Source organism: Brevundimonas sp. M20, from assembly GCF_006547065.1.
In the GTDB taxonomy this organism is placed as follows: Bacteria; Pseudomonadota; Alphaproteobacteria; order Caulobacterales; family Caulobacteraceae; genus Brevundimonas.
The window spans coordinates 1,970,040-1,984,647 of record NZ_CP041243.1; the positions used below are offsets into that span (position 1 = coordinate 1,970,040).

The following is a 14,608-nucleotide window of genomic DNA, read 5'->3' on the forward strand; positions in this document are numbered from 1 at the left end:
GCGCCGAAGTGATTAGTGGTTAGTGGCGAGTGGATCGCAGCCGCAACGGTTCGCACTCATGGCTCAAGGCATCGCCAGCTATCGTGATCTGTCTGTCTGGCGGCAGTCGCTCGACTGGGCTGAGGCGATCTACGAAGCGACGGCTCATTGGCCTCGCGACGAACGCTTCGGGCTGATCAGTCAGGTCCGGCGCGCCGCCGTCTCGATTGCCTCGAATATCGCTGAAGGTTCAGCCAGACGGAGCACTGGAGAATTCATTCAGTTTCTGGGCATCGCCAAGGGCTCTCTGGCCGAGGCCGAAACCCAACTGCTGCTGGCGGAGAGGCTGTCCTACCTCTCCAGAGCCGACGCCCGAGCGCTTTTATTGGCGTCATCGGACATCAACCGTATGCTGGTCGCGCTCTCTACATCACTGAAGAAGCGCGCCGACGGCTGATCCAGCCATCCACTAATCACTATGCACTAACCACTGGTGATCCCGGTGATCAGTCGTAGCGAGCACAGATCAAGCCGCCAGCCGCACCACGCCAGCGTCGATATACCGGCGGGCCGCCTTCTGGGCTTCCGAGATTTCCTCCCGCTCCATCTCCTGGCTCATCTCGCGGCGATAGACGCGCGCTTCGATGCTGCCCTTCATGGCGGCGAGGTTGAAGATCATGTGGGCCGACACGCGGTCCATCGGGCAACCGTTCTGGCCCGTGGAGTACATCATGCCCAGACGGAACAGGTCGTCCCCGCTCATGTCCGCGGTCGGCAGCGGCAGCGCCGCATCCTCGACCATCATTTCTGGCGCCGTTTCTTGCGCGATCATCACCGTGTCTCCGGTTCTGAGGCCGTTCTGGCCCCGTCCTGTGACCCGAGTGAAATACCCGCGGTTTGAACACAGAGTTAACAGCAAGGGGGTCCGAAGGGCTTTTAAGCGAAATCGGACCTACTTTCTGCGCCGCGTAAAGACCTCTGAAATCTCTCGATAATCCCTGATTCAGAGGCCCTAACGAGTCGTCACCGGAACCCTTACACAGGGTTACCGCGCGCGCTGGCCGAACAGGAGCTTGCGGGCCGCCTCCGCATCCTTGCCGGACGCCGCGAGGTTCTTGCGCAGCTCATCGCCCAGCGCCCTGCCCCGCTGCACCGCCGGTCGTTCGCCCACCCGAGCCAGCCAGGCCTTCAGGTTCGGAAACTCGTCGATGTTCTGCCCCTGCAGTTCCGGCAGGATCCAGGGCCAGGCGGCCATGTCAGCGATGGAGTATTCTCCGGCCAGATAGTCCCGGTCCGCCAGCCGTCGGTCCAGCACGCCATACAGACGGTGTGTCTCGTCGGTATAACGGCGAACACCGTAGGCGATCTGGCGTTGGTCGCGGATCAGGGCCGGCGCATACTGTCGGAAGTGATGGGTCTGCCCCGCCATCGGCCCAAGGCCGCCCACCTGCCAGAACAGCCATTGGTCCACCTCGGCCTTGCCGCGCAGATCATGCGGATAGAATTTGCCCGACTTCGCGCCGAGGTATTGCAGGATCGCTCCGGACTCGAAGATCGACAGCGGCAGGCCATCCGGCCCGTCAGGATCGACAATGGCCGGCATCCGTCCGTTCGGACTGATCCGCTGGAAAGCCGGCTCGAACTGTTCGCCCGCGCCGATGTTCACCGGCTTCAATTCATAGGGCAGCCCCATCTCCTCCAGCGCGATGGACACCTTCCAGCCATTCGGCGTGGGCCAGTACCAGAGTTCGATCGGGCGGACGGTCATGACGGCTCCTGTGTCGGTTACGGTCGAGGTGGGCGCCCGGCCTCGCGCGCGCAACGTTGAACCTGACAGGAATGTTCAGAAGCAGTTCATGCAGGAAGAACGACCTTCCCTTCAACGGACCGGCTCACTGCGGGTCCCGCATGGAGACCGAAGATGAACCGTTTCACCAAGGCCGCGATTGTCGGGCTGGCGCTGGCGACCACCGCCGCTCCGCTCGCCGCCCAGGCCCAGAACCGCGGCGACCGCCAGGAACGCCGTGACGATCGTCGCGACTATCGCCAGGATCGTCGGGACGACCGTCAGGACTATCGCCGCGAACGACGCGATGATCGCCGCGACTGGCGTCAGGGCGATTACGACAACCGGCAGGATTATCGTCAGGACCGCCGGGACGACCGGCGCGATTATCGCGCCGAGCGCCGGGATGATCGTCGCGACTACCGCAGTGACCGGCGTTGGGAGCGCGGCAGCCGCGACTGGTGGCGTGGCCGCAGCGATTTCCGCGACTATCGTGGCGCCCGCAACGGCTATTGGTACGCGCCCAACTACGGCTACTACCGCGTCGAGCCGCGCTACTACGGCTATCGCTGGCAGCGCGGCGGCTACCTGCCGTCGGCCTATCGCGGCTACTATGTGCGTGACCCGTATGTGTACAACCTGCGTCCGGCCCCGCGCGGCTATCGCTACGTCCATGCCGGCAATGACATCGTGCTGATCGCCATCGCCTCCGGCCTGATCGCCAGCGTGCTGTACGACGTCTTCTAGACCCGGAACGCACATCGCCTGAACCACGCCCCGTGGATTCGTCCGCGGGGCGTTTTTCGTGGGCGCTTTCCATTGACCGAAGCTTAATGTGACGACGTCGTTCGTTCAGTCACCGTTCAGCATGAGGGCGCGACCGTGGGATCAAGCCGCCTGACAGGGGCGTGCGGAGAAACGAACGAGAATGAAACGCTCACTTATGGTCGCCGTGACCATCTCGGCCCTGATGGCGCCTTTGGTCGCCCCGGTCGCCGCCGCGGCCCAGGACACCCCGTTCCGTCGTGGTGGTGATCGCCAATCCGGCGACCACCAACGGACCGCCCCCCAGACCGACTCCGCGCCCGAGCCGCGCCGCGAACGCCCGGCTCCGCAACCGCGCGAAGACCGCCCGGAACGTCCCGACCGCCCCCGGCAACCGCGTCCGGATCGGCCGCAGCAACCTGACCGGCCGCAACAACCGCGGCCTGACCGTCCGGATCGGCCTGATCGTCCGCAACAGCCCCGTCCGGATCGGCCGGACCGCCCCGACCGGCCGCAACAACCGCGTCCGGATCGCCCCCAACAACCGGATCGTCCCGGCCGTCCAGACCGCCCGCAACAGCCGGGACGTCCTGATACGCCGAACCGCCCGGATCGCCCCGACCGGCCGGACCGTGACCGGCCCGGCCAACCGAACCGTCCTGACCGCCCCAACGGCGGATGGGATCGGGATCGTCCCAACGGCGGCCAGAATGGCGGATGGGACCGCGACCGGGATCGGGATCGTCCCAACAACGGCGGTGGCCGTGACCGGGATCGTGACCGGGATCGTGACCGCCCGAATGGCGGCTGGGATCGGGGTCGTGACCGGGATCGCACCCGTGACGACTTCCGCCGCCGATTCAACGGCGACCAGTGGCGCCGTGACTGGAACCGCAACCACGGGCGGGACTGGTGGCGGAGCGACCGTCGCTGGCGCGACTATCGCGGCGTCCGGATCGGCTTCTATTTCGCGCCGGGCCACGGCTACTACAGCGTGCCCCGCTCGTACTGGAACCAGCGCTGGTATGTCGGCGACTACCTGCCTTCAATCTTCTGGCGCTATCAGTTGAACGACTGGCGCACCTACGGCCTGGGCTATCCGCCCGAAGGCACGCGCTGGGTGCTGGTCGACAACCACATCTACCTGATTGACGAGTACGACGGGTACATCATCGACGTCATCTACGACGCCTGGCGCTGGTAAGCGTCCGGGCATAGCGGCGCCGGCGGCTCCAGGGCCGCCGGCGTTCGCGCGTGGACGGTGATTGGTGATTGTTGCCACCGCTTCACTGACCGCGGAAGGGTGGTGCGGACCGCGCCACCCCATACCGCCGGCCAATCACCAACCACCAATCACTCCCCCAGCCCGGACAAACTGTCACGCGCCGACGGTTGCAGCGAACCCCGCGCCGCGTCAGAACCGGTGCATGAGCGACACGGCGATCAGCGACACCACCACCGGCGAGGAGGTTCCGTCCTCGCGCGCACCGCAGCTTCGTCTTTCGGAAGAGCTGATGGCGTCGCCGTCGCGGTTCTTCAATCGCGAGACCTCGTGGCTGGCCTTTAACGGCCGCGTGCTTGAGGAAGCCGCCAATCCGGGCCACCCGCTGCTGGAACGCCTGCGCTTCCTGTCCATCTCGGCCAACAATCTGGATGAGTTCTTCATGACCCGCGTGGCGGGCCTGAAAGGACAGGTGCGCGAACGCGTCCGCGTCGTCTCGCCGGACGGTCTGACGCCCGCCGAGGCGCTGGAGCAGGTCAATATCGCCGCCGGCGTCCTGATGACGGAGCAACAGAGCCGCTGGCGCGAACTGCGCAAGGAACTCGCCGCCGCCGGGATCGAGGTCGTCGACGCCGCGAAGATCACCAAGACCGAGCGGGAGCGGCTGGAGCCGGAGTTCCTGAACCAGTTGTTCGCCGTGCTCACGCCGATGGCGATCGATCCGGCGCACCCCTTCCCCTTCCTGCCCAACCTGGGCTTCTCGCTCGCGCTGAAGCTGAAGCGCCGCTCGGACCGCCGCACCCTCTATGCCCTGGTGCCGGTCCCGACCCAGGTGAAGCGCTTCTGGCCCCTGGCCACCGACGGCCGCTCCACGCCCGGCCGCCAACGCTTCGTGACGCTGGAGAGCCTGCTGATGCTCTTCATCGACCATCTCTTCCCCGGCTGCGACGTGCTGGAGCGCGGCGTCTTCCGCCTGATCCGCGACAGCGACATCGAAATCGAGGAAGAGGCCGAGGATCTGGTCATGGAGTTCGAGGAGGCGCTTAAACAGCGTCGTCTCGGCTCGGTCGTGCGCATCAAGATCGAGGCGTCCATGCCGGACGACCTGCGCACCTTCATCACGGACGAACTGAACGCCGCGCCGCAGGACACGGTTCTGATCGACGGCATGCTGGGTCTGGCCCAGGTGTCCGAACTGATCCCCGGCGGCCATCCGGAGCTGAAGTTCAAGGGTTATGAGCCCCGCTACCCCGAGCGGGTCCGCGACAACGGCGGCGACATCTTCGCCGCCGTCCGCGAGAAGGACATGCTGATCCACCACCCGTTCGAGAGTTTCGACGTGGTGGTCCAGTTCCTGCGTCAGGCCGCCCGCGACCCGAACGTGCTGGCGATCAAGCAGACCCTGTACCGGACGTCCAAGGACAGCCCCATCGTCGCCGCCCTGATCGAGGCGGCCGAAAACGGCAAGAACGTCACCGCCCTGGTCGAGATCAAGGCGCGCTTCGATGAAGAGGCGAACCTGAAATGGGCCCGCACCATGGAGCGCGCCGGAGTCCACGTCGTCTTCGGCTTCGTGGAGTGGAAGACCCACGCAAAGCTCAGCGTCGTCGTCAGGCGCGAAGGCGACGGCCTGAAGACCTACTGCCACTTCGGCACCGGCAACTATCACCCGGTGACCGCCAAGGTTTACACCGACCTCAGCCTCTTCAGCAGCGACCCCGTCATGGCGCGCGACGCCTCGCGGGTCTTCAACTACATCACCGGCTACGCCCAGCCGGACGAGCTGGAGGCGCTTGTCGTCTCGCCGCTCAACATGAAGAAGACGCTGATCGACCTGATCTCGAAGGAGATGTCGGCGGCCGCCATGGGCAAGCCGGCGGCCATCTGGGCCAAGATGAACGCCCTCGTCGATCCTGAGATCATCGACGCCCTGTACCGCGCCAGCCAGTGGGGCGTGCGCATCGAGCTGGTCATCCGCGGCATCTGCTGCCTGCGCCCCGGCGTCGAGGGTCTCAGCGAGAACATCCGGGTCAAGTCCATCGTCGGGCGCTTCCTGGAGCACAGCCGCATCGTGGCCTTCGCCAACGGCCGCGATCTGCCCAATGACAAGGCGAAGCTGTTCATCTCCTCCGCCGACTGGATGCCGCGCAATCTGGATCGCCGGGTCGAGCTGATGACCCCGGTCCGCAACGCCACCGTCCATGATCAGGTGCTGGACCAGATCATGGTCGCCAACCTGAAAGATGACGCCCAGAGCTGGACCCTGACGCCGGACGGCACATATGTGCGCGTGACGCCGGTCGATCCCGAACGGCCCTTCTCGGCGCACAAGTATTTCATGACCAACCCCAGCCTCTCGGGCCGTGGCCGCAAGGTGAAGACCCTGCCCGCGCACCTCAGCTACGACCGCCCCGAGCGGAAGAAGCGTTGATGCCCGAGGCCCTGTTTTCGGCCATCGGCGAACCCCGTGACGTCGCCGCCATCGACATCGGCTCCAACTCGGTGCGTCTGGTCCTCTACCGGCTCGAAGGCCGGGCGATCTGGACGGTGTTCAACGAAAAGGTGCTGGCCGGTCTCGGTCGCGACCTGTCCGCCACCGGCAAGCTGTCAGTCGAGGGCGCGGCGCAGGCCCTGATCGCCCTCAAACGCTTCGCCGCCGTCATCGACGGGGTAAAGCCCGCCCACACCTTCGTCGCCGCCACCGCCGCCGTGCGCGAGTCCTCGGACGGTCAGGCCTTCTGCGACACCGTCGCGGCCGAGACCGGGCTCAGGATCCGCATCCTCTCCGGCGAGGAAGAGGCCCGCTACGCCGCCCTCGGCGTTCTGGCCGGCATTCCCGACGCGGACGGCGTGGCCGCCGATCTCGGCGGCTCCAGCCTCGAACTGATCCGCCTGGGCGCGGGGCGGGTGGAGCGCGGGATCACCCTGCCGTTGGGCCCCTTCGCCCTGACCGATCCGCGCGGCTTCGATCCGGACCGTCACCGCGCCGCCATCGCGAAGCGGCTCAAACCCGCCGCCGACTTCAGCGCCGACACCCTCTACGCCGTCGGCGGGGCATGGCGGACGCTGGCGCAGGTGCACATGGACGTCAGCGGCTACCCGCTGCATGTCGTCCACCAGTACCGCCTCACCGCCGACGAGGCCCGCGAGACCGCCCGCCTGATCGCCCGCCAGTCGAAGGCCTCGCTGGAGAAGTGGCCGGGCCTGTCGAAGAAGCGGGCCGAGACCCTGCCCCACGCCGCCCTCGTGCTGGAGGGACTGATCGACCGGCTGGGCCTGAAGTCCATCGTCCTGTCGGCCTGGGGCGTGCGCGAGGGCCTGTTGTACGAGGCGCTGGACGCCCAGATCGCCACGGATGATCCGTTGCTGGCCGGCTCCACGGCCCTCGGCGCCCGTCAGGGCATCTCCCCCACCCTGCCCGGCGCCCTGCGCGGCTGGATCGCGCCCCTGCTGGAATCGGTGAAACCCGCCTTCAGCCCCGAGCGGGACGCCGTGCTCGCCGACGCCGCCTGCCGTCTGGCCGATCTCGGCGCGCGCCTGCATCCGGACCACCGGGTCGAACTGGCCTTCGATCAGGTCCTGCGCGCGCCCGTCCCGGGCCAGACCCATGCCGAGCGCGCCTGGCTGGCCTGTGCGGTCAACGCCCGCTACGGCGGTCCGTCCGCGACGCCGGAGCCCGTCACCGTCGCCCGCCTCCTGACCGAGGAACAGCGTCAGAGCGCCCGCGCCGTCGGCCTGGCCATACGCCTCGCCTGCGACATGTCCGGCCGTTCGCCCCAACTGCTGGTCAACGCCCGCGCCACGGTTCAGGACGGCGCCCTGCTGCTCACCGCATCAGAGGGCTATGCCGACGTCCTGTTGGGCGAACAGACCCGTCGCCGGGGCAAGGCGCTGGCCGAGGTCATGGGCCTGAAGCTGCAGATCGAGGGGCGGGACTGAACCCGCCTCAGTCACCCATCCACCAACGCAGCCGCACCGCCTGCGCGGGGGCGTCGCCGACCTTCAGCGATCCGGTCAGCACCGCCCCTTCGTCGCCGAGGTTGCGCCGCGCCGTGGCCAACGCGCCCTGATCCAGACGGCCACTGAACATCACCCGCCCCAGTTCCGGCGAGCGTCCCTCGAACTGAACCTCGCCGTCATTGACCGTATAGCGGGTGGGCAGGACCCGGGCGGTGACGCTGCGCGCCTCACCCAGCTCCGTCTGCGTCATCGGACTCGTCACATCATCGAACTGCAGCATGACCGGGGCGAAGGTCGCGCTGCGCTGTCCGGACTCCCAGCTTTCGAACTCCGCGGTCTGGCCGACGAACACATGGCTGAAGGACCACCTGCCCGTCCGCGCCGGGTCCATCGGCAGATAATAGCCCGAGACATCGCCGGAGAGGGTGTGGGTGAAGACCGGCGCGGCGGGCGTGCGCATCCGCGAGTCGCCGCCGTTGTCGCACGACATGAGCATCGCTCCGGTCGCGACGAGGGCGAGGCTGACGATGCGGCGCATGGAAACCATCCGGAGGACTGGAAGTCCTGCCGGTATGCCACCGTCAGGGCAGATGCGCGACCACCTTCAGCCAGTGATCAGCCTGACCCATGTCGATCAGTTCGAAGAAGGGAATGGCCAGCAGGAACACCATGCCGTCGCGCAGGGTCAGCAGGAACAGCGACGGCCGGATCGTCAGTTCCTCGCTGTCGCGCCACAGCCTGAAATCGGGCAGGAACCGGGGCGTCCGGGCCATGTAGGCGGCGTAGCGCTCACCGAACTCCCGCCCCAGGAAGGCTTCCTCCCGCGCCACGGTCAGACGGAAGATCAGCAACGCCGCCAGAACGAAACCGATCGCGATGGCCGCGCTGCCGCTCTGGGCTCCCACGCCGAAGGCGCCGAAGAAGCTGAACACATAGAGGGGATTGCGCGTGAGCGAATAGGGACCGGTATCCACCACGTCGGCCTTCTTTCGCCCGCCGATGTAGAGGGTGCACCAGGCGCGGCCGACGATGGAGAACACGATCGCCGCCAGCCCTACGGCTTCGACAGTCTCGTGCCAGCGCCCGTCCACCCCGCCGATCGATTGTGTGACGAGAGAAGCCCCGATCAGGGCCAGAAGGGCGAGCAGAACCGCGACCTTGCGGATTTTCTGAACAGCGCCGAGGTCGAGCGTGGTCGGGGCGGCAGTCGTCATCGAATTTCTCCGTTGCGCGACGAAACGACCGCGCAACGGCGAATTCAAGGCCTATCTTTGCGACCGAAACGCGGTCGCGAAACTATCGGTCCAGCGCGCGATCCAGCGCGTGGAACGAGGCGATCGACAGCGAGGTCGCGCTGGTGAACACCGACGGGGTGATCCGCTCGAAGTCATCCGACGGACGGTGATAGTCGGGGTGGTAGTTCACGCCCAGATACAGGAACGGGATCTGCGCGCGATAGAAGGCGGCGTGGTCCGACGCCTCGACCCAGTTGTCCTCACCGGTGTCCTGCGGCGTGTCCTTGCCGAAGGCCAGCGCCACCGCGCCGTCCGCAGGAATGCCTTCCAGGATCGGACGCAGGTTGGGGTTCTGATAGGTGCCCGTGACCCACAGCTTGCCGTCCGTCTCGGCGCGCGCGGTCATGTCGAAATTCAGGTTCATCGTGATCGAGGCCAGCGGCACCGGCGGCGCCTCGACGAAATGCTTGGCGCCCAGCAGGCCCCGCTCCTCACCGTCCAGCGCCACGAAGATCACGCTGTGCTCCGGCGCCTGACGCTTCAGCTCGGCGGCCAGCGCCAGCATGGTCGCCACGCCCGAGGCGTTGTCGTCCGCGCCGTTGAAGATCTGGCCGTCGTTGGTGCCGACGTGGTCGTAGTGGGCGGTCACGACGATGTATTTGTCCGGCACGCGGGTTCCGCGCACCACGCCGATGATGTTCACGCCGTTATAGGTCTTCGGCCCGGCGCGGGTGCGGCCGGTGGCTTCCCACGGCTGCAGACGTCCCATGATCGGCGCAGGGACGCCCAGCGCCTCGAACCGGCCGACGATGTAGTTGCGGGCCATCTCGCCCCCGGCCGAGCCAGTATCACGCCCGGCCATCTCGTCCGAGGCCAGGATGCGCACATCCTCCAGCAGCTGCGCCTGGAAGGCCGGAACCGCCGGTGCGACCGGCGCCGCGGGCTCGGAGGGAGTGACGCAGGCGGCGAGCAGCAGGCTCGCGGCGACGGAGCTCAGGGCCATAAGGCGGATCGGACGCATGGAATCTCCTCTTTCACCGAAACGCTTAGCAGGCTCGCGCGGTCACGTCAGATTACAGCCTCTTAATGCAGGCTTGAACCATCCCCGGCCCCGGATGACAGTCGCCTCCAGAAGCGACCTCAAGGCCGCCGGGAGGACCACCATGATCGCACGCATACTCGCCGCCCTTGCCGCTGTCTCCGCCCTCACCGGCGCCGCCCCCGCCCTTGCCCAGGACGCCCCGGCCCCGGCGCAACAGGGCGGCTCGATGCTGGACAAGGCCGTGAACCGCGTCCACGTCGACGGGTGGAATGTCTACGGCGCCGGCCAGACCCACGAGATCGTCACCTCCACCGTTCAGGGCGGACGCGCCCTGCGGGTCGATGTCACCGCGGCGGGCGGCAACAGCTGGGATGTCGGCGCGGGCTCCGTGTCCACACGGCCGGTCCGGTCAGGCGACGCCCTGCTGCTGGCGGTCTGGATCCGCACCGAACGGGCCCCTGCGGACGCCGATACGGGAACGGCCGTCATCCGCCTTCAGGGCAATGCCGCGCCCTACCCTGAAATCATCAGCGCCAATGTCCGCCCAACCGGCGAATGGAAGCTTTATTTCGCGAACGCCGTCCTCGACCGCGACTGGGCCGCGGGCGCCTTGGGCGCCACCGTGCAACTGGCCGGCGCCGTCCAGACGATCGAGCTGGGACCGGTCTTCATCCTGAACCTGGGTCAAGGCTACGACCGCTCGACCCTGCCCACGAACTGACAGCAGCCGCGGAACCGGCCGTTGCGGGCGGCGCTGGACTTGGGCAGACCGTGGCCATGGCCGAGCGAATCCCGATGACCGACATTCCCGTAGATCAGCTGGACCTCGCCGGGGCCGAGGCCGAACTGGCGCGTCTGACCGCCGAGCTGGCGCGCCATGACGCCCTCTATCACGGCGGCGACGCCCCCGAGATTTCCGATGGCGAGTATGACGCCCTCAAACGCCGGGCGCTCGAGATCGAGGACGCATTCCCCGACCTGACCACCGCCTCATCGCCGTCACAGGTCGTCGGCGGTCCGGTCTCCGGCCAGTTCACCGAGGTCCGCCACGGCGTGCCGATGCTGTCGCTGGACAATGCTTTTTCCCCCGGGGAAGTCACAGACTTCGAGGCGCGCATCCGCCGCTTCCTGAAACTCCCCGCCGACGAGCACATCGCCTTTGTCGCCGAGCCCAAGATCGACGGCCTCAGCGCCAGCCTGCGGTACGAGCACGGCAAACTGGTGCGCGGCGCCACGCGCGGTGACGGCAAGACCGGCGAGGATGTCACCGCCAACCTGCGCACCATCGCCGACATTCCTCAAACGCTCAGCGGCTCCGGCTGGCCCGACGTCATCGAGGTGCGCGGCGAGGTCTATGCGCCCAACGCTGAATTCGACGCCTTCAACGCCGCCGCCGAGGCCGCCGGTCAGCGCACCTATGCCAACCCCCGCAACTTCGCCGCCGGCTCCCTGCGTCAGAAAGACCCGGCGATCACCGCCCAACGCCCCCTGCGCTTCTTCGCCTATGCCTGGGGTGAAAAGTCCGCCGACTTCGCCGACACCCAGTCTGACGCGCTCGACGCGCTTCGCTCGTGGGGCTTCAAGGTCAATCCGCGCTCGGCCCGTGTCGAGGACGCCGCCCGTCTGATCGCCCTGTACGACAGCCTCCAGACCGACCGCGCGACGCTCGGCTATGACATCGACGGCGTGGTCTACAAGGTCGACCGGCTGGATTGGCAGGAGCGGCTCGGCTTCATCGCCCGCACGCCCCGCTGGGCCATCGCCCACAAATTCCCGGCACAGCAGGCCCAGACTGTTCTCGAAGGAATCGACATCCAGGTCGGCCGCACCGGCTCCCTGACCCCCGTCGCCCGCCTGCATCCCGTCACCGTCGGCGGCGTCGTGGTCCGCAACGCCACCCTGCACAACGAGGACGAAATCGCTCGCAAGGACGTCCGCATCGGCGACACCGTCGTCCTGCAACGCGCGGGCGACGTCATCCCCCAGATCGTCAGCGTGGTGCTGGACAAACGCCCTGCGGAGGCCGCGCCCTACATCTTCCCCACCCACTGTCCCGTCTGCGGCTCCGAAGCCGAGCGCCCCGAAGGCGAGGTGCGCCGTCGCTGCACCGGCGGGCTGATCTGCGACGCCCAGCTGGTCGAACGGCTCAAGCATTTCGTCGGCCGTCGCGCCTTCGACATCGAGGGCCTCGGCGAGAAGCAGCTGACTGCCTTCCACGAGCGGGGCTGGCTGCACCAGCCCGCCGACATCTTCCGCCTCGCCCGCGATGAGGCCCGGCTGGATGAACTGCGGAACGAGGACGGCTATGGCGACACCAGCGTCCGCAATCTGATCGCGGGCATCAACGCGCGCCGCGTCATCACGCTGGACCGGCTGATCTTCGCCCTCGGTATCCGTGACATCGGCGAGCAGACCTCGATCCTGCTGGCCCGCCATTTCGGATCATGGACCGCCTTCCACGCCGCCTGCATCGAGGCCTCCCAAGGCATCCCGTCGGCCGAATGGACCCAACTTGCCGAGGGGCACGGCGTCTCCGAGCGCACCCTGTCCGTCCTCTCCGCCGCCACGCCGCCCGCTGATGATCCCTGGCCGGAGGCGCCGCTGGATCAGAAGCTGTCCCTCGCCTTCCCCGGCGTCGCCGCACCGGCCCGCCGCGCCCTCGCCCTGCTCGCGCCCGACTGGCCCGCCATCGTCCGTCTGGCGCGGATCGCGCGCGAGGAAGGCCCGTCGATGACGCTCGGCGAGATCGCGGGTATCAGCGGCGTCGGCCCGGTCGCCGCGCGCGCCCTGGCCCAGTTTTTCCATGAGCCCCACAACCGCACGGTCGTTGACGCCCTGATCGAGCAACTGGACACCGTCGAGGACGCCGAACGGCCCCAGACCGACACCGCCGTGGCAGGCAAGACCGTGGTCTTCACCGGCGCCCTCGAACGCTTCACCCGCGACGAGGCCAAGGCCCGCGCCGAAAGCCTCGGAGCCAAGGTGTCAGGCTCGGTGTCGAAGAAGACCGACTACCTCGTCGCCGGTCCCGGCGCGGGGTCCAAACTGGCGGATGCGCAAAAGCATGGCGTCTCCGTCTTGACGGAAGACGAGTGGTTGGCGCTCATCGGAGGCTGAGTTCTTTCCGGAGTCCCCCCAATGCGTCCCGCCCTCTTCGCCGCCGTCCTGACGGCCGCCGCCGCCCTCGCCGCCCCCGCCTTCGCCGGCGACCCCACAGGTCTGTGGCAGACCTCGACCAACGGCGGTCAGGTCCGCATCGTCCGCTGCGGTCAGGCCCTGTGCGGGACGCTGGTGACCTCGGACACAATCCGCGCCAATCCGAACACCTTGGATGAGCACAACGCGGACCGCGCCCAGCGCAGCCGTCCCCTGCGCAACCTGCCCATGCTGCGCGGCTTCGTCGGCGGCCCGACCGAGTGGACCGGCGGCAGCGTCTACAACCCCGCCGACGGCCGCACCTATCGCGGGACCATCACCCTGCAGGGCGACAACACCCTGCGTCTGCGCGGCTGCGTCGTCGCTCCGCTCTGCCGCACCCAGACCTGGACGCGCATCCAGTAGAACGAAAAGACCGGGCCGGATCGCTCCGGCCCGGCCCTGATGGTCCTAGCGGTTCAGCGACGACCGCGCCGCCTCGGCGTAGCGGTGCCCCTGCGCGGCGCCCTTGGGGAAGACCGCCTCGATCCGCGACAGGTCTTCCTGCGTCAGCACGATCTCCGCCGCCGCGATATTGTCCTCCAGCGTCGGGATGCGCCGGGTGCCGGGGATCGGAACCAGATGCTCCCCCTGCGCCAGCACCCAGGCCAGCGCCAGTTGGGCGGCGGTCACGCCCTTGTCGGCGGCGATGCCCTTCACGGCCTCCACGAGGTCGAGGTTCTTCTGGAAATTCTCGCCCATGAAGCGCGGATTGGTGCGGCGGAAGTCGCCCGGCTCCAGATCGTCGACGGACTTGATGTCCCCGGACAGGAAGCCCCGCCCCAACGGGCTGTAGGGCACGAAGCCGATGCCCAGGTCCTCGCAGGTGGCGAACAGGGCGTCCTCCGGCTCCCGGCTCCACAGCGAATATTCCGTCTGCAGGGCGGTGATCGGGTGTTCGGCGTGGCCGCGACGCAGGGTCTCCGGCGCGGCTTCGGACAGGCCCAGGAAGCGCACCTTGCCCTCCTTCACCAGCTCGCCCATCGCGCCGACAGTCTCCTCGATCGGCGTGTTCGGATCGACGCGGTGCAGATAGTAGAGATCGACGTGGTCCATCCCCAGCCGTTGCAGGCTGCCCTCAATGGCGCGACGCACATTGGCGGGGCTGCCGTCCACCGCCAGCGCGGTGCGGTCCGCGTTCCAGCCGATGCCGAACTTGGTGGCGACAAAGGCCTTGTCGCGTCGATCCTTCAGCGCCGTCCCGACCTGCACTTCGTTGGTGTGCGGCCCGTACATCTCGGCGGTGTCGAAGAAGGTCAGACCCAGATCGAGCGCGCGGTGGATCACCGCCGCCGCCTGCGCCTCATCCGAGGGCGTCCCGTAGAAGGACGCCATGCCCATACAGCCCAGGCCGATGGCCGAAACCTCGGGCCCCGAACGACCCAGCTTGCGCGTCTTCATCTGCGCGTCTCCGACAATGTGAG

At 67.6% G+C, this 14,608-nt stretch carries 14 protein-coding genes; 8 read left to right on the forward strand and 6 right to left on the reverse strand.

Going from position 1 to position 14,608, the window contains the following annotated elements:
* Positions 1-58 precede the first annotated feature (58 nt).
* Positions 59-436, forward strand: a complete 378-nt coding sequence (locus FKQ52_RS09540) for a four helix bundle protein (RefSeq protein ID WP_141626969.1) — start codon at positions 59-61, stop codon at positions 434-436.
* A gap of 69 nt (positions 437-505) precedes the next feature.
* Here FKQ52_RS09540 and FKQ52_RS09545 read toward each other — a convergent pair whose 3' ends face one another.
* Positions 506-811, reverse strand: a complete 306-nt coding sequence (locus FKQ52_RS09545; protein ID WP_141626970.1) for a sel1 repeat family protein — start codon at positions 809-811, stop codon at positions 506-508.
* 213 nt (positions 812-1,024) lie between these two features.
* Entirely contained in the window at positions 1,025-1,747 is a 723-nt protein-coding gene (locus FKQ52_RS09550) for a glutathione S-transferase family protein (protein ID WP_141626971.1), read from the reverse strand.
* Positions 1,748-1,900: 153 nt separating this feature from the next.
* Between FKQ52_RS09550 and FKQ52_RS09555 the strand changes: the two genes are divergently transcribed.
* From FKQ52_RS09555 to FKQ52_RS09575, 4 genes are all read left to right on the forward strand, one after another.
* Positions 1,901-2,512, forward strand: coding sequence for an RcnB family protein (locus tag FKQ52_RS09555; protein ID WP_141626972.1), 612 nt, complete (start codon positions 1,901-1,903; stop codon positions 2,510-2,512).
* Positions 2,513-2,693: 181 nt separating this feature from the next.
* The gene (locus FKQ52_RS16645) at positions 2,694-3,734 is read left to right on the forward strand and encodes an RcnB family protein (RefSeq protein ID WP_240811609.1); all 1,041 of its coding nucleotides are present in this window, start codon (positions 2,694-2,696) and stop codon (positions 3,732-3,734) included.
* A 223-nt stretch (positions 3,735-3,957) separates the two neighbouring features.
* On the forward strand, positions 3,958-6,183 hold the full coding sequence (locus FKQ52_RS09570) for an RNA degradosome polyphosphate kinase (protein WP_141626973.1): 2,226 nt from the start codon (positions 3,958-3,960) through the stop codon (positions 6,181-6,183).
* Positions 6,183-7,691, forward strand: a complete 1,509-nt coding sequence (locus FKQ52_RS09575; RefSeq protein WP_141626974.1) for a Ppx/GppA phosphatase family protein — start codon at positions 6,183-6,185, stop codon at positions 7,689-7,691. The genes FKQ52_RS09570 and FKQ52_RS09575 overlap by 1 nt, the downstream gene beginning before the upstream one ends.
* A 7-nt stretch (positions 7,692-7,698) precedes the next feature.
* On the opposite strand, the gene FKQ52_RS09580 is transcribed toward FKQ52_RS09575, so the two are convergent.
* The 3 genes from FKQ52_RS09580 to FKQ52_RS09590 all read right to left on the reverse strand — a co-directional run bounded on the left by FKQ52_RS09580 (position 7,699) and on the right by FKQ52_RS09590 (position 9,968).
* A complete protein-coding gene (locus FKQ52_RS09580; protein ID WP_141626975.1) occupies positions 7,699-8,250 on the reverse strand; it encodes a hypothetical protein in 552 nt (183 codons plus the stop codon).
* A 43-nt stretch (positions 8,251-8,293) separates the two neighbouring features.
* Positions 8,294-8,926 carry an isoprenylcysteine carboxylmethyltransferase family protein gene (locus tag FKQ52_RS09585; RefSeq protein ID WP_141626976.1) on the reverse strand — a complete coding sequence of 211 codons (633 nt, stop codon included), beginning with the start codon at positions 8,924-8,926 and terminating at the stop codon, positions 8,294-8,296.
* 82 nt (positions 8,927-9,008) lie between these two features.
* Complete coding sequence (locus tag FKQ52_RS09590; protein WP_141626977.1) at positions 9,009-9,968, reverse strand: M20/M25/M40 family metallo-hydrolase; 960 nt, start codon at positions 9,966-9,968, stop codon at positions 9,009-9,011.
* A 142-nt stretch (positions 9,969-10,110) separates the two neighbouring features.
* On the opposite strand from FKQ52_RS09590, the gene FKQ52_RS09595 reads away from it, so the two are divergent.
* The 3 genes from FKQ52_RS09595 (at position 10,111) to FKQ52_RS09605 (ending at position 13,550) form a co-directional block, all read left to right on the forward strand.
* A complete protein-coding gene (locus tag FKQ52_RS09595) occupies positions 10,111-10,710 on the forward strand; it encodes a hypothetical protein (protein WP_141626978.1) in 600 nt (199 codons plus the stop codon).
* Between the two features lie 74 nt (positions 10,711-10,784).
* Positions 10,785-13,106: an NAD-dependent DNA ligase LigA gene (gene ligA / locus FKQ52_RS09600; protein WP_141626979.1), complete on the forward strand. Its 2,322-nt coding sequence runs from the start codon at positions 10,785-10,787 to the stop codon at positions 13,104-13,106.
* A gap of 21 nt (positions 13,107-13,127) precedes the next feature.
* Positions 13,128-13,550, forward strand: coding sequence for a DUF2147 domain-containing protein (locus FKQ52_RS09605; protein ID WP_141626980.1), 423 nt, complete (start codon positions 13,128-13,130; stop codon positions 13,548-13,550).
* Positions 13,551-13,595: 45 nt separating this feature from the next.
* Here FKQ52_RS09605 and FKQ52_RS09610 read toward each other — a convergent pair whose 3' ends face one another.
* Complete coding sequence (locus tag FKQ52_RS09610; RefSeq protein WP_141626981.1) at positions 13,596-14,585, reverse strand: aldo/keto reductase; 990 nt, start codon at positions 14,583-14,585, stop codon at positions 13,596-13,598.
* Positions 14,586-14,608: the final 23 nt, after the last annotated feature.

What these genes read in the sequence shown, in the direction of transcription:
- FKQ52_RS09555 (WP_141626972.1), top strand. Translation starts at nt 1,901, where the DNA reads ATGAACCGTTTCACCAAGGCCGCGATTGTCGGGCTGGCGCTGGCGACC.
- FKQ52_RS09585 (WP_141626976.1), bottom strand. Translation starts at nt 8,926, where the DNA reads ATGACGACTGCCGCCCCGACCACGCTCGACCTCGGCGCTGTTCAGAAA.
- FKQ52_RS16645 (WP_240811609.1), top strand. Translation starts at nt 2,694, where the DNA reads ATGAAACGCTCACTTATGGTCGCCGTGACCATCTCGGCCCTGATGGCG.
- FKQ52_RS09580 (WP_141626975.1), bottom strand. Translation starts at nt 8,250, where the DNA reads ATGCGCCGCATCGTCAGCCTCGCCCTCGTCGCGACCGGAGCGATGCTC.
- FKQ52_RS09570 (WP_141626973.1), top strand. Translation starts at nt 3,958, where the DNA reads ATGAGCGACACGGCGATCAGCGACACCACCACCGGCGAGGAGGTTCCG.
- FKQ52_RS09550 (WP_141626971.1), bottom strand. Translation starts at nt 1,747, where the DNA reads ATGACCGTCCGCCCGATCGAACTCTGGTACTGGCCCACGCCGAATGGC.
- FKQ52_RS09610 (WP_141626981.1), bottom strand. Translation starts at nt 14,585, where the DNA reads ATGAAGACGCGCAAGCTGGGTCGTTCGGGGCCCGAGGTTTCGGCCATC.
- FKQ52_RS09575 (WP_141626974.1), top strand. Translation starts at nt 6,183, where the DNA reads ATGCCCGAGGCCCTGTTTTCGGCCATCGGCGAACCCCGTGACGTCGCC.
- FKQ52_RS09605 (WP_141626980.1), top strand. Translation starts at nt 13,128, where the DNA reads ATGCGTCCCGCCCTCTTCGCCGCCGTCCTGACGGCCGCCGCCGCCCTC.
- FKQ52_RS09595 (WP_141626978.1), top strand. Translation starts at nt 10,111, where the DNA reads ATGATCGCACGCATACTCGCCGCCCTTGCCGCTGTCTCCGCCCTCACC.
- ligA (WP_141626979.1), top strand. Translation starts at nt 10,785, where the DNA reads ATGACCGACATTCCCGTAGATCAGCTGGACCTCGCCGGGGCCGAGGCC.
- FKQ52_RS09545 (WP_141626970.1), bottom strand. Translation starts at nt 811, where the DNA reads ATGATCGCGCAAGAAACGGCGCCAGAAATGATGGTCGAGGATGCGGCG.
- FKQ52_RS09590 (WP_141626977.1), bottom strand. Translation starts at nt 9,968, where the DNA reads ATGCGTCCGATCCGCCTTATGGCCCTGAGCTCCGTCGCCGCGAGCCTG.
- FKQ52_RS09540 (WP_141626969.1), top strand. Translation starts at nt 59, where the DNA reads ATGGCTCAAGGCATCGCCAGCTATCGTGATCTGTCTGTCTGGCGGCAG.